We start from the raw sequence: 13,565 nt of genomic DNA on the forward strand, positions 1-13,565 counted from the left end.
TGGGGTACGAGGAGGCGGTTGCAGAGCCGTTCCAGACGAATGTGTTAGCGCTAACACATCCGCGCGCGGACGAGGGGGGTAAGGCTTTGCGGGTGGGTCACTTCAGGCCGGTGAGGGCGATGGAACGGACGATGTGCCGCTGGAACAGCAGGAAGACGGCGATGAGGGGCAGCAGTGCGAGTGCGGCACCGGCCAGCACGATGTGCGGCAGGTCGGAGACGTGCTGACCCTGGAGGGCGGCTATGCCCACGGTGATCACCCGCGTCCGGTCGCTGTTGGTGATGATCAGCGGCCAGATCAGGTTGTTCCAGGTGTTGATGAACGTGATGGTGGCGAGCGTGGCCAGGATGGGGCGGCTCAGCGGCAGCATGATCCGCACGAGGATGCCCCAGGTGCTCGCCCCGTCGATGCGGGCGGCGGCCTCCAGGTCCTTGGGGATGGTACGGAAGTGCTGGCGCACCAGGAACACGCCGTACGGGGTGCCGAAGACGGTGGGCAGGATCAGGCCGGCGAAGGTGTCCACCATCCCCAGCTCACGCATCATCAGGAAAAGCGGGACCAGAGTGATCATCTGCGGCACCATCATGGTGGCGATGTAGCCCCAGAACAGCCAGTCCCGCCCCGGGAACTCCAGCCGGGCCAGCGCGTACGCCGCCGTCGCGCTGAACACGACCTGCCCGGCGGTGACGACCACCGCGACGAGCAGCGTGTGCAGGAGGAAGGAGGACATCCCGTAGTCGTTCCACACGTCGGCGAAGTTGGCGAAGGTGGCGGGATGCGCGGGCGTCCAGGCATTGGTCGTCAGCAGGTCCGACGGACGCTTGAACGCGGCGTTCAGGGTCAGGAGGTAGGGGCCGACCGACAGCAGCGCTCCCGCGGCCAGGATTCCGTACAGTCCGCTCCTGCGGACGACGGTGGGGACAGAAGACATGGTGGTGGCCGCTCTCAGCTGAAGTCGTAGACGGTGCGCTTGCGGAAGTACAGGAACTGCACCGCCGTCACGAGCAGGATCATCGCGAACAGGAGCATCGCCAGCGCCGAGGCGTAGCCGCTGCGGAACAGCTGGAACGCCTGCTGGTAGATGTGGAAGTTCATGGTGTCCGTCGATCCGCCGGGTCCGCCCTGGGTCATCACGTAGACGGTGTCGAACATCTGGAACGACCCGATGGTGTTGGTGACCAGGACGAAGAACATCGACGGCCGCAGCAGCGGAAGGGTGATCCGGAAGAAACGCTGCACCGCTCCCGCGCCGTCGAGGTCGGCGGCCTCGTAGAGCGACTCGGGGATCGCCTGGAGCCCGGCCAGCAGGAAGAGCATGGTGTAGCCGGTGTACTGCCAGATGTTCACCGAGGCCATCACCGGCATCGCCCAGGTCGTCGACGACAGCCATGCCGGGCCGTCGATGCCGAACAGCGACAGGAACTGGTTGATCACGCCGTGCTGCGGATCGAAGGCCCAGCTCCACACGATGCCCAGGGCGACCGGCATGGCCATCCAGGGCAGGACGAACAGCACGCGGAAGACCTTGCCGCCCTTGAGTCTGCGGTTCATCGCGAGGGCGAGGAGCAAGGCGAGCACGGTCTGCGCGGGGATGTTCAGCAGGACGTAGTAGATGGTGTTGCGCACGGCGCGCCACACCTCGCTGTCGCCCATCATCTCGCGGTAGTTCGCCAGGCCGACGAAGCGTGGCGTCCCCATCAGGTTCCACTCGAAGAAGCTGATCCCGACGACGCCGGCGATCGGGACGGCCAGGAAGAGGACGAACCCGACCAGGCTCGGCGCGAGCAGGACGTACGCCTCGACGGCTGTACGGATCCGGCTCCGCCTCCGGTGACGTTCGCCGTCGGCGGCCGAAGGGGGCGTGGCCTTGGGGGTGCCGCGGTCGGCTGCCGGTCTCGGTGCGACGGCAGGAATGTTATCGATCACATCTATGCTCCGAAGGGACGGCTCAATCGCATGCACGAGAGCAAGGGAGGTGGAAGGCACTGGGAGCCGATGCTTGGTGGGAGGCTCATGTGCGATCGCGGGGGTGATGCGGCAGCACGTGCGATGAGAGTGTGAGCGCTAACATTCCTCGGGGTCAAGAGCGTGGCGGAAATTCGGTGGCCGGATTCCCCCGCCGTGGGAGGCGGTATCGGCGGCAGGGTGGCTCCCCGCTCCACTCACCTACGTCGCCGCCCCCTTTGTCACCGCTCTGTCACAGCCGATCGGCGGGCCACAACTGTCGAAACCGGTCGCACATCCAATTCACGACCACACACCTGGCCGACAGAAACTCACGGGGAAACCAACCATGACCCACAGGCGTTCCGCAGCCGTCGCCGCCGCGTCCTTCCTGCTGTTGTCCGGCGCCGGCATCGCCGCCGCACCCACCGCCCTGGCGGGCACGCCCGGGGGCACGTACGCCGGCGACCGCAACAGCGACTTCGACGGCGACGGCTACGACGACGTCCTCACCGGCGCTCCCGGCGGCACCGATGGTGGCCACAGGGGCGCGGGTTACGTCACCGTCCAGTACGGCGCCGCGAGCGGCATGGGCACCGCAACCGGTGCACACCGGGGCCGCACGGCGGTCTTCGGTCAGGCCACCCCCGGTGTCCCGGGCACCGCCGAACCCGGCGACGGTTTCGGCACCGCCGTGGCCACCGGGGACCTGGACGCCGACGGATACGACGACGCCGTCGTCGCGGCGCCGGGCGAGGACTCCGGCTCCCTCGCGGACGCGGGCCGGGTGACCGTCCTGTACGGCTCCGAGGACGGGCTGCGCGCCACCCGCAGCGTCACCGTGCGGGCCGCCGCACCGAAGGCGCACGCCGGTTTCGGCCTGGCCGTCACCGCCGCGCGGTTCACCGGGGCCACGCCGGGCGACGTTCTCGCCGTGGCCGACCGCGGGGGCGTGGACCTGTTCACGTACGGCACCGACTCTCTGGAGGGCACCGGCCGCACGGACACCACCGGTGCCCCTGGGGGCGATGCGATCCAGCCGGCGTCCCTGACCAGTGGTGACTACGACGCCGACGGATACGCCGACCTGATCGTCTCCGGACAGAGCCTGGAGGAGGACGGCACGGGGCGGTCGGCGGTGTACAGGGGCGGCGCCGACGGCCTCGGCTACGCCCGTGACCTGGGCGGCGGCGCGGCCACCGCCTCCGGGGACGTCGACAACGACGGCTACGACGACTTCGTCTTCGGCCGGCCCGACCGTCCCGACGACCACCACGAGCCCCTCACCGGCGGAGTCGTCGGTGTCTACTTCGGCGGCGAGGAGGGCGTTCAGGGGGTCGACGAGCACGGCACCGTGGCTCAGGTGTGGACCCAGGACGTCAACGGTGTGCCGGGAACCGGTGAGCTCGGCGACGGTTTCGGCGCGGACCTCTCCCTCGCCGACGTCGACGGAGACGGCTACGACGACCTGGCCGTCGGCGCACCCGGCGAGGACATCGGCACCGTCTCGGACGCCGGAGCGGTGTGGCTGCTGCGCGGTTCGGCCGCCGGGCTGACCGCGGCCGGCGCGAAGTCCTTCGACCAGAACTCGGCGGGCGTGCCGGGCACGGCGGAGCGCGCGGACCGCTGGGGCGGGCAGGTGCGGCTCGCGGACACGGACGACGACGGCCGCCGCGAACTGCTGGCCGCGGCGCCCGGTGAGAACACCGCCGACGGGGTGGTCTGGGTCCTGCCGGCGTCCCGCACCGGGACGGTGGCCACCGGCTCCTGGTCGTACGGCGGCGGCTCGCTCCGCGCCCCGGGCGGCGACGCGCGGTTCGGCGCGGCGATCGACGAGTGATCCACCGTCCGGACTGTCTCGGTCTGCCCGGACTGTCCCGGACGGAAGTACGGCTTCGATGACCAGGCCGTCACATGTGGAGGTGCTGGGCGATCTCCAGGGCCAGGCGCAGTTCCAGGGAGTTGCCCGTCGTCGTGGTGGCGGCGGGCAGTAGCTCCTCGGCTCGTTTGACTCGGTAGGTGACGGTGTTGCGCGCCACGTGCAGGCGCTCGGCCGCCGTGCGCAGGCTGCGTTCCTCAGCGAGGTAGACGCGCAGGGTCTCACGCAGTTCCCGCACTCTGTCCCCGCCGGAGGCCAGTGGGCCGAGGACGTCCTGGACGAACCAGTGGGCGTGTTCGGGTTCTGCCGTCGCCAGTGCCACCAGGCGGACTTCCTGGTAGTCGCAGAGCCACCGCTGTGATCGGTGTGCGAGGCGCTGTGCCGCAAGGGCCGCCAGGTGGCTACGGCGCATCCCTTGCGGGCCGGAGGCGGGCGGGCCGAGCGCGGCTCTTACGTCGCGCTGCCGGTCGAGGCTGTCCCGCAGGCGCTCGGTCCGGCCCGCGGTGTCCTCGTCGGCGAGGGTGAACCAGGCCCAGACGCTCGTGTTGTCGGCGGGGACGAGCAGCATGCCGGCCGCCGCCATGGTGCGTGTCATCGCCATGGCCGTTCTGTGCAGCCGCTCCGCCGTGGGCGGGTTGCCGCCGGTGTCGTCGCACCACAGGACGGCGGCGAGGTGGGTGCGGGAGATGTCGTAATGGAGGCGTCGAGTCGCGGCCTGCGCGTCCACCGGCCGGCCGGCGATCACGTCGTCGACGAGGGCGCGGCGGGCGGCTTCGTCGCTGCCTCGCCAGCGGTCGCGTTCGGCGATGTACTCCTCGGCCATCAGGCTCGCGTGGCTGTCGGCGTAGACGAACAGCAGGTCGTTGACCCGGCGCAGTTCCGCGAGGCGCCGGTCGGGCGCTACGTGTTCGTCGACCGCTGCGGCGAGCGCGTGGGCCAGTCGGCCGTGGCCGAGCCGAACGCCGCGCAGCACCTGGTCGAGAGGGATGCCGCGGCGGGCGAACTCGCGGCATCCTTCACGCGTTTCGTCGGTCAGGGCGGAGACGCGGGGTGGTGGCTCCGACACCAGCAGACGCACGGCGGCCAGAACGGCGGACTCGATCGACCGCCGCAGGGTGGTCACGGGGCCCTGGCCTCCCCCGTGCTCCGGGACCTGCTCGAGGATCTCCCTCCCGGCGGCCTCGGCGATCTGCGCCGCCCACTGGACCGGACCCGTGCCCAGCGTTTCCGCCGTGCCGGCGACGGTGGCCGAGGGCAGCGCCGGCTCGACGGCCAGGTCAGGATCCGGCTGAAGCTCCAGGAGCCACTGGTGAGTCATGGGCCGTTCCCTCCGGCGATGGGGCGACGGGGCGGTCAGCGGGTGGGCAGCCGGGATGCGGCGCGGCGGTTCCGGTGACGCCGATGTTCACCATCGAATCATCCGGTACCGGCCGTCGCGGAAGAACTGACGGTGAGCCCTTCGCGCAGTGCGCTCACCAGGGCGGGCGCCTCGTCCATGCGGGTCGTGGCGCCGAACACGTAGTGGTCGGGGCGTAGCAGCAGGGCCTGCTGTCCGGCGTCGGTCAGGTGGGGAAGGTAGGTGCCGTCGAGGTCGATGACATCGCCCTCGCCGTCGGCGGTGGGATCGTCGGTGATCCTCAGAAGACGCAGCCCGATCCGCTCGCACCAGGCGACGGTGTCCGCGTCGAGCACGTGGCGCGGCTCCTCGACCGCCAAGAGGGCGAGGCCCGTGCCGACCACCTGGTCGAAGAGGCCCGTCCGCGCCTGGAAGCGGACTCGGCCCTGGCGGCCGAGCCGGCCCGCGGGGTGTGCGGGCGTGCCGTCGGCCTGGCGCGCGAGGAGTCCGGTGGTGAGCGTCTGGGGTGGCATGCCCGCGAGCGGATCGCGGCGGGCCTGCTGGTCGGCGAGCATGCGGGCGTCGCGTTCGGCGGCCGCGGCGGGGTCCGGCTCGCAGATGATGCGGCCCAGATGGAGGGAGAGCTCGATGGCGTGCCGCAGGTGCTGGGAGCGTTCGGCGGTGTAGGTGTCCAGCAGCGCGTCGTCGGCGTGGCCGGCGAGTACGAGGTCGAGCTTCCAGGTGAGGTTGGCGGCGTCCCGGATGCCCGAGCACATGCCCTGTCCGGCGAACGGGGGCATCTGGTGGGCGGCGTCGCCGGCGATCAGGAGCCGCCCTTCGCGCCAGGTGTGCGCCCAGCGGGCCTGGAAGGTGTAGACGGTGTGCCGCTCGAGAGTGGCGTTGCCGGGGTGCACGTCCCACGGCGCCAGGAACCGCCACGCCGTTTCGGGCCGCGCGAGTTCGGCGACCGTCTCACCGGGCAGCCGCATGAACTCCCACCGCCGGCGGCCGGGACCTCCCGAGACGACGGTGCTGGGCCGTGCCGGATCGCAGACCTGGAGGTTGCGGGGCGACCACACCCGGTCCTGGTCGTGCGGGATGACGTCGAGGACGAGCCAGTCGTACTGGAAGCCCAGGTCCGTCATCGTGGTGCGCATCCGGGAACGTACGAAGCTGTTGGCGCCGTCGGCGCCGATGACGTAGGCGGATCGCAGCGTGCGGTGCCGGCGTGTGCCGTCCCGGAGCAGGGGCTGGTCGCCGGCGCTCTCCGCCACGGTCAGGTGTACCGACGTCGTGCTCTCGGTGAGGTCGACCGCTTCCCAGCCGCGCAGGATGTCGACGCCGGGCAGGGCACGGGCCCGCTCCTCCAGCACGGCTTCGAGGCGGGGCTGGGTGAAGATGTTCATGGCCGGCCAGCCGGAGTGGCTGGTGTCGTCGAAGGCGAGGCGCAGCAGTGTCTCGCCCTTGCCGTTGCGCCATTCGTAGTCCTCGGCGGGCTCGCTGAGGGTCGGCAGGGCGTCGGCCAGACCGAGTGAGGCAAGGATGCGGGCGATCTCGTGGTCGAAGACCACCGCGCGCGGCAGCGGGTAGGGCCGCGGCCAGCGCTCGACCACGCCGACCTGCCAGCCGCGCACGGCCAGTTGGACGGCGGCGGTGAGGCCGACGGGACCCGCGCCGACGACCAGCACGTCGTACTCGTACCTCATGTCCGTCGTCATGTCCGTCTTCACGTCCGTCTTGATGTCCGTACCCATGTCGTTGTTGTCGCTCTGCATGGCGGTCTCTGTTCTCCGGTCAGCTCGCGTCGTGGGCGCCGGTCATCAGAGCGGCGAGGTCCTCGGGGTGCAGGAAGGACGGTGGTACGGGCGGGCCCCAGTTGTAGAGCGCACGGGCGTCCTCCCACACCCGCGGCGTCCACAGCTGGTCGTCGACGATGCAGTCCATGTCGGCGAAGTACTCGGAGAAGTTGCCCGCCGGGTCCTTGAGGTACCAGAAGAAGTTCGAGCCCAGGTGGTGGCGGCCCAGTCCCCACACATGCCGCTCGGGGTGGCCTTCCAGCATGCGGGTCGCGCCGCGACCGACCTCGTCGACGTCGTCCACCTGCCACGAGGAGTGGTGCAGGAAGGCGAGGGGGGCCTGCTGGACGAGAACGTTGTGGTGGTCGGTCGAACAGCGCAGGAAGGCCGCGCCGGGCACCAGGTCACTGACCTTGAAGCCGAGCCCCTCGGTGAAGAAGCGCTGCGACGCCTCCTGATGCGTCGAGCCGAGGACGACGTGCCCGAGCCGCCTGGGGCGGACGGCGCCCTCCCGCAGGACGCCGGGGGCACGCACGTCGGGGCGCTCGGCCCGGCCGGGCGCGTTCAACGGAACGGGTGGGGGCGCGGCCTGGACGATGCGGGGCTGCACCTCGACGGTGACGGTGACCTCAGTGCCCGGGTCGACGGCCCGAACGGAGTGCGCGTCGCGGACGAAGGGGACGTCCAGCCGGCTGAGGTCGGCGGCGATACGGCTCAGGTCGTCCGGGTCGTCGGCGCTCACCACCAGTTCTTCCAGGCGGCGGCGGTTCGTGTGGACGATCTTGAGCTGTTCGCCGCCGTCGGTGGAGGCGAAGCGCCCGTCGCCGAGGGCGGTCAGGCCGAAGTCGGTGTAGTAGGCCGCGGTGGCGGCGACGTCGGGGACGCCCATGGTGATGCGGGCGAGACGGTGCAGGGCCATGGCAGGCTCCTTGGTGCGGTGTCGGAAGAGAGCGGGTGTCCGCATGGCACGTGGCTCGCGGCGGCGGACCCCGTGCCTCGGGCGGTCAGTGGTGCCCGTGCGGGCGGTCCGGGTGGGTCGAACCGGCGATCAGCGGGTTGCGGAGTTCGCCGATGCCCTCGATCCAGCTGCGCAGTTCCTCGCCGGGCGCGAGGAAGCGGCGGGGGTCACGAGCACCGCCCACGCCGGCGGGGGTACCGGTGAAGATCAGGTCGCCCGGCAGCAGCGGGCAGATCCCCGAGATCCAGGCGATCTGCTCGGACACCGGGAAGATCATCCGGCTGGTGCGTGACTCCTGCATGGTCTCCCCATCGAGCGCGCATCCGAGTGCCAGGTCGTCCGGATCCGCGAACTCGTCGGGCGTGACCAGGACCGGACCGGTCGGGCTGAACCCGGGGAAGGACTTGCCGAGCGCGAACTGCGGTGCGGGGCCCTCCAGTTGGATGCGCCGCTCGGACAGGTCCTGCCCGACGGTGAGCCCCGCGACGTACTGCCACGCGTCCGCGGAGGGCACCCGGTGGGCCCTGGCGCCGATCACCGCCACCAGCTCCACCTCCCAGTCCACGAGCGCGCTGGGCAGTTCGATCGTGTCGTGGGGACCGGCGAGGGACGTGGGGTACTTGGTGAACACGGAGGGCTGAGCGGGGGTGTCGAACGCCGACTCCTCCACGTGGTCGGAGTAGTTCAGGGCGACGGCGAAGACCTGCCGGGGACGCGGTACGGGCGCGCCCAGGTCACGCCGGACGAAGGGGACGCGCTCGTGACTGGCCGCGGTCGCGGACGTCGCCCAGGTGCGAAACTCCGGCCAGCGGTCGAAGACCGCCTGCGGGTCGGACGGGAACAGCCCGTCGCTCGCCTTCTCCACGTCCACCGCACCGTCATCGAAGACGAGCATCAGACGGCCGTTGACATTGGCTGTGCGCATGGGCGCACCACCTCCACATCGAAGAGTTCGAAGATTTCGAAGAGATCGAAGAGATCAAGCAGTGAGTCGCCGTGGCGGCACGGCCCGTCGCCATCGCAGGAGCCAGCGGGAACCGCCCGCGGTGACGGCTGTCAGTTCCAGCGCGCCCGGCCGCAGGCGGACCCCACGCTCCAGCGTCGCCCCCACCCAGGGCGCGTAGTGGCTGGACCAGACGTGATGGAGCACCAACCTGTCCGCGCTGCGGGACCATCGCCCGGCGTACGCCACGGTCCCGCCGGGCGCGCCCGGCGCGGGGGGTACGTGGCTTCGGACCTCCGGGTCGGGCGTCAGCAGGGCGCTCATCCAGCCGTCGGCGGTGTACAGCAGCAGCCCGCTGGGGTGCTCGCCGAGTGGATGAGTGGTGATGCCCCCGCGTGTCGTGGTGGAGTTCTCAAGGGCCCAGGCGCCGATCAGCTCGTCCACAAGCACCTCGCACGTTTCTCACGTAGGGCCGGTCCGGCCACGACGGGCACAGCCGGAGCACGGAGAGTGCCCGGCCGGCCGGACCGCGTGACCGGCATCGCCGACCACATCACCCAGCCAACCGGCGCGGGGGGTTGCCGCTCTCGGTCCGGGGAGCCAAAGAACGGCTCCTCCTTTGGGGCGACGGCGCAACCGGGCAGGCCCCGCACACGCGGGCGACTTCCGCGGCCGCCCCGTCCGAGTGCGGGCGCCTGCGGCTCCCGCCGCGCGGTGACACGCCCGCCCCCCGAGGGAACGGCGGAACCACAACTCCCCGCCTCCGTCCCGGAGATCAAGATCTCCGGTGACGGCCTGCTGCCCGCAGATGCCCCACTGACCAGTAACAACGCGGACTCGATGACCGCCGCCCCCTCCACAACCGCGGATACTCCCCGGTAATGTCGCCCACCGCCGGACAGCACGAGACCGGTGGGTGAGCGCGAAGGGGCCCTCATGGCGACGGACATGCCTGCGGACATGCCCGCAGAGACACCTGCGGAGATGGACGCCGCCGACGAGCGTTGGCGGCGCATGTGGAGCCACCGTGAGCAACTGCTCAGGGTGGCCCGGCGCAGGTCGATGAGTGCGGAGGACGCCGAGGACGCGGTCCACGAGGCGATGCTGCGCGCCGCCGAGCGGCCGGACCTGGACGACGAGCGGCTCGCGGCCTGGCTGACGACGGTGACGATGCGGCTCTGTGTCGACCGCTACCGGCAGGTGAACCGCGAGGCCGAGGTGCGCACCAGCCCGACCCTCATCGCCCCCGGCCCGGTGCCCGTCGAGGAGGCGGTGTGCGACCGGGCCGAGGCGAAGTGGCTGGCGGTCCGGAGTGGTGAGCTGCCCGCACGGCAGGCCGAGGCGCTGCGGCTGAAGTCGGAGGACCTCGACGTCGGCCAGGTCGCCGTCCGGATGGGGCTGAGCTACCGGACCGTCGAGTCGTTGCTGGCCCGGGCCCGGCGCACGCTGCGCCAGTCGCTGGCGGCCACGCTCGGGTTCGCGCTGTTCCTGATCGGGTGGGGCCGGCCGCGGCCGGCCGGCAAGACCCCGGCCCTGGCGGTGGCCTCGACGGCGGCGACCTTGGCGGTGGCCGGACTGGTGCTGCCGTACGCACTCGACGGGGGCGGGGACGGAGGCGGTACGGCGCCCACGCCCGCCGTCGCCTCTCCGCGTGCGGAGGCGCAGCGGCAGGACGGCGCCGACGAGGGCCGTGCACCTCGGGGGAACGAGCCCGCGGCCGCGTCGGCCGAACGGAGAGCGGCCGAGCCCTCGGCGGACGAATCGTTGCTGCCGCTGTCCGTGCCGTCGGTGCCGGACGTCCCGGAGGTCTCCTTGTCCCCCCTGCCGGTGCTGTCCGCGCCGGACGTCCCGGAGGTGCCCGGGGTACCCGAGGTGCCGGACGTCCCGGACCTGCCCGAGGTCTCCGATCCGCCGGTGGGCCCGTCCGACGTTCCGACGCGGACGCCGTCGGTGCCGGACGCCTCCGACGCCGTACCCTCCGCCCCGCTTCCCCTGGCGACGGCGAGCGCGCTGCCGTAGCCCCGGACGCACGGCCGTGTGTCCTCGCTGATCACCCGGCCGGAAACCCGCCCGAAAAAAATCCGGTATCCGAGCGACGGACGCCCGTCCCCTCCCCGTAGAGCAGATGTCAGAGCTGCTCCACAGGCTGAAGGGTGGACCGGATGGGTGTCGAGATCTGTGTGGAAGGGCTGACCAAGTCCTTCGGTCACCAGGTCATCTGGCAGGACGTCTCGCTGACGCTGCCCGCCGGGGAGGTCTCGGTCATGCTCGGCCCCTCCGGCACGGGCAAGTCGGTGTTCCTCAAGACGCTCGTCGGACTGCTGAAGCCGGAGCGCGGCTCGATCACCATCCAGGGCCGGGACATCACCAAACTGCGCGAGCACGACCTGTACGAGGTGCGGAAGCTGTTCGGCGTGCTGTTCCAGGACGGCGCGCTGTTCGGCTCGATGAACCTGTACGACAACATCGCCTTCCCGCTGCGCGAGCACACCCGCAAGTCCGAGAGCGATATCCGGCGCATCGTGCTGGAGAAGATGGACATGGTCGGGCTGATCGGCGCCGAGGGGAAGCTGCCCGGCGAGATCTCCGGCGGAATGCGGAAGAGGGCCGGGCTGGCCCGGGCCCTCGTCCTGGACCCGGAGATCATCCTCTTCGACGAGCCGGACTCGGGCCTCGACCCGGTCCGCGTGGCCTACCTCAACCAGCTGATCGTCGACCTCAACGCCCAGATCGACGCGACCTTCCTGATCGTCACACACGACATCGCCTCGGCCCGCCAGGTGCCGGACAACATCGGGCTGCTGTTCCGCCGCGAGCTGGTCATGTTCGGGCCGCGCGAGGAACTGCTGACCAGCGACGAGCCCGTCGTACGGCAGTTCCTCAACGGCCGTATGCAGGGCCCGATCGGCATGGCGGAGGAGAAGGACGCCGCCCAGGTCGAGCAGGAGCTGGCCACCCTCGGTGACGACGGCAAGGGCACACGGCCTCCCGGCAGCCAGGCTCTGACTCCCCGCCTGCTGCCCGGGCCGGGCATCCCGCGGCCACCGCGCTGGGAGGCCATCGCCCGGCGCGAGGCCGCGCTGCACCAGAAGGCGGTGGCCGGCGCATGAGCCTGTCCCCGATCGGAGCCCTGCGGCACTCCGGCAGCCTGTTCGCGATGGCGCTGGACGTCCTGCGCACGATCCCCCGACGGCCGTTCCAGGCAAGGGAGTTCATCCAGCAGGCGTGGTTCGTCGCGAGCGTGACGATCCTGCCGACGGCCCTGGTCTCCATCCCCTTCGGCGCGGTCATCGCGCTGCAGATCGGCAGCCTGACCCGGCAGCTCGGCGCCCAGTCCTTCTCCGGTGCCGCCTCCGTGCTGGCCGTACTGCGCGAGGCCTCGCCGATCGTCACCGCACTGCTGATCGCGGGCGCCGGCGGCACGGCGATCTGTGCCGACCTCGGGGCGCGGAAGATCCGCGACGAGATCGACGCGATGCAGGTGCTGGGCATCGACCCCATCCACCGGCTGGTCGTGCCGCGCGTGCTGGCGTCGATGCTGGTGGCGGTGCTCCTCAACGGCCTGGTGTCGGTGGTCGGCGTCGCGGGCGGCTACTTCTTCAACGTCGTCCTGCAGAACGGCACCCCCGGCGCCTACCTCGCCTCCTTCACCACCCTCGCCCAGCTGTCCGACCTGTGGGCGGCCGAGGTCAAGGCACTCGTGTTCGGGGCAATCGCCGGGATCGTCGCCTCGTACAAGGGGCTGACCGCGAAGGGCGGCCCGAAGGGTGTGGGCGACGCGGTGAACCAGTCGGTGGTGATCACCTTCATGTTGCTGTTCGTGACGAACTTCGTGATGACCGCGGTGTACTTCCAGGTCGTCCCGCAGAGGGGTTAGAGGGTTCAGCCGAATGAGACTTCTCGATCGACCCCTGCGCTCACTGGAGGCGCTGGGCACCCAACTCTCCTTCTACGGCCGCTCGTTGGCCTGGACGGGCCGCACCCTGCGCCGCTACAAGAAGGAGATCCTGCGGCTGCTGGCCGAGGTGAGCTTCGGCCGGGGCGCGCTGGCGGTGGTGGGCGGCACGGTGGGCGTGATCGCCTTCCTGTCCTTCTTCACCGGCACCGAGGTCGGCCTCCAGGGCTACGCGGCCCTCAACCAGCTCGGCACCTCCAACTTCGTGGCGTTCCTGTCGGCGTACTTCAACACCCGCGAGATCGCCCCGCTGGTGGCCGGGCTCGCGCTGTCCGCGACCGTCGGCGCCGGGTTCACCGCCCAGCTCGGCGCGATGCGGATCAGCGAGGAGACCGACGCGCTCGAAGTGATGGGCGTGCCCTCGCTGCCGTTCCTGGTGACGACGCGGATGATCGCCGGGTTCGTCGCGGTGATCCCGCTGTACGTGATCGGCCTGCTGTCCTCGTACTTCGCCGCCCGCACCATCACCACCGTCTACTACGGGCAGTCGGCCGGCACCTACGACCACTACTTCCAGCAGTACCTGCCCCCGGTGGACGTGCTGTGGTCCTTCGGCAAGGTGCTCGTCTTCGCCGTCCTGATCATCCTGGTGCACTGCTTCTACGGCTACTACGCGAGCGGCGGCCCGGCGGGCGTCGGCGTGGCGGTGGGCCGTGCGGTGCGGACGTCGATCGTGGCGATCAACGTCCTGGACTTCTTCCTGTCGTTGGCGATCTGGGGCGCCAACACGACCGTACGGATCGCGGGGTGAGCC

The 13,565-nt window shown here is 70.9% G+C and carries 12 protein-coding genes; 5 read left to right on the top strand and 7 right to left on the bottom strand.

Annotated features, from left to right (window positions below):
- Positions 1-97: 97 nt before the first annotated feature.
- Together ABZ078_RS01345 and ABZ078_RS01350 are read right to left on the bottom strand one after the other, a co-directional pair.
- Positions 98-931: a carbohydrate ABC transporter permease gene (locus ABZ078_RS01345; protein WP_356570390.1), complete on the bottom strand. Its 834-nt coding sequence runs from the start codon at positions 929-931 to the stop codon at positions 98-100.
- Positions 932-945: 14 nt separating this feature from the next.
- Positions 946-1,926, bottom strand: a complete 981-nt coding sequence (locus tag ABZ078_RS01350) for a sugar ABC transporter permease (RefSeq protein WP_356570392.1) — start codon at positions 1,924-1,926, stop codon at positions 946-948.
- Between the two features lie 367 nt (positions 1,927-2,293).
- On the opposite strand from ABZ078_RS01350, the gene ABZ078_RS01355 reads away from it, so the two are divergent.
- The gene (locus tag ABZ078_RS01355; RefSeq protein WP_356570394.1) at positions 2,294-3,784 is read left to right on the top strand and encodes an FG-GAP repeat protein; all 1,491 of its coding nucleotides are present in this window, start codon (positions 2,294-2,296) and stop codon (positions 3,782-3,784) included.
- 70 nt (positions 3,785-3,854) lie between these two features.
- Here ABZ078_RS01355 and ABZ078_RS01360 read toward each other — a convergent pair whose 3' ends face one another.
- The 5 genes from ABZ078_RS01360 to ABZ078_RS01380 form a co-directional block, all read right to left on the bottom strand.
- Positions 3,855-5,141, bottom strand: coding sequence for a helix-turn-helix domain-containing protein (locus ABZ078_RS01360; RefSeq protein WP_356570396.1), 1,287 nt, complete (start codon positions 5,139-5,141; stop codon positions 3,855-3,857).
- 98 nt (positions 5,142-5,239) lie between these two features.
- Complete coding sequence (locus ABZ078_RS01365; protein ID WP_356570398.1) at positions 5,240-6,934, bottom strand: bifunctional 3-(3-hydroxy-phenyl)propionate/3-hydroxycinnamic acid hydroxylase; 1,695 nt, start codon at positions 6,932-6,934, stop codon at positions 5,240-5,242.
- A gap of 19 nt (positions 6,935-6,953) precedes the next feature.
- Positions 6,954-7,874, bottom strand: a complete 921-nt coding sequence (locus ABZ078_RS01370) for a VOC family protein (RefSeq protein ID WP_356570400.1) — start codon at positions 7,872-7,874, stop codon at positions 6,954-6,956.
- Positions 7,875-7,959: 85 nt separating this feature from the next.
- Positions 7,960-8,838, bottom strand: a complete 879-nt coding sequence (locus ABZ078_RS01375) for a fumarylacetoacetate hydrolase family protein (RefSeq protein WP_356570402.1) — start codon at positions 8,836-8,838, stop codon at positions 7,960-7,962.
- 54 nt (positions 8,839-8,892) lie between these two features.
- Entirely contained in the window at positions 8,893-9,300 is a 408-nt protein-coding gene (locus ABZ078_RS01380) for a lipocalin-like domain-containing protein (protein WP_356570404.1), read from the bottom strand.
- Positions 9,301-9,792: 492 nt separating this feature from the next.
- Between ABZ078_RS01380 and ABZ078_RS01385 the strand changes: the two genes are divergently transcribed.
- The 4 genes from ABZ078_RS01385 to ABZ078_RS01400 all read left to right on the top strand — a co-directional run bounded on the left by ABZ078_RS01385 (position 9,793) and on the right by ABZ078_RS01400 (position 13,562).
- Complete coding sequence (locus tag ABZ078_RS01385; protein ID WP_356570406.1) at positions 9,793-10,875, top strand: sigma-70 family RNA polymerase sigma factor; 1,083 nt, start codon at positions 9,793-9,795, stop codon at positions 10,873-10,875.
- A gap of 143 nt (positions 10,876-11,018) precedes the next feature.
- Entirely contained in the window at positions 11,019-11,966 is a 948-nt protein-coding gene (locus ABZ078_RS01390) for an ABC transporter ATP-binding protein (RefSeq protein WP_356570408.1), read from the top strand.
- Positions 11,963-12,733 carry an ABC transporter permease gene (locus ABZ078_RS01395; protein ID WP_356570410.1) on the top strand — a complete coding sequence of 257 codons (771 nt, stop codon included), beginning with the start codon at positions 11,963-11,965 and terminating at the stop codon, positions 12,731-12,733. Before ABZ078_RS01390 ends, ABZ078_RS01395 begins: the two co-directional genes overlap by 4 nt.
- A gap of 13 nt (positions 12,734-12,746) precedes the next feature.
- The gene (locus tag ABZ078_RS01400; RefSeq protein WP_356570412.1) at positions 12,747-13,562 is read left to right on the top strand and encodes an ABC transporter permease; all 816 of its coding nucleotides are present in this window, start codon (positions 12,747-12,749) and stop codon (positions 13,560-13,562) included.
- The last annotated feature ends 3 nt before the right edge of the window (positions 13,563-13,565 follow it).

Origin of the sequence: Streptomyces sp. NPDC006385 (assembly GCF_040612485.1) — a bacterium.
In the GTDB taxonomy this organism is placed as follows: Bacteria; Actinomycetota; Actinomycetes; order Streptomycetales; family Streptomycetaceae; genus Streptomyces.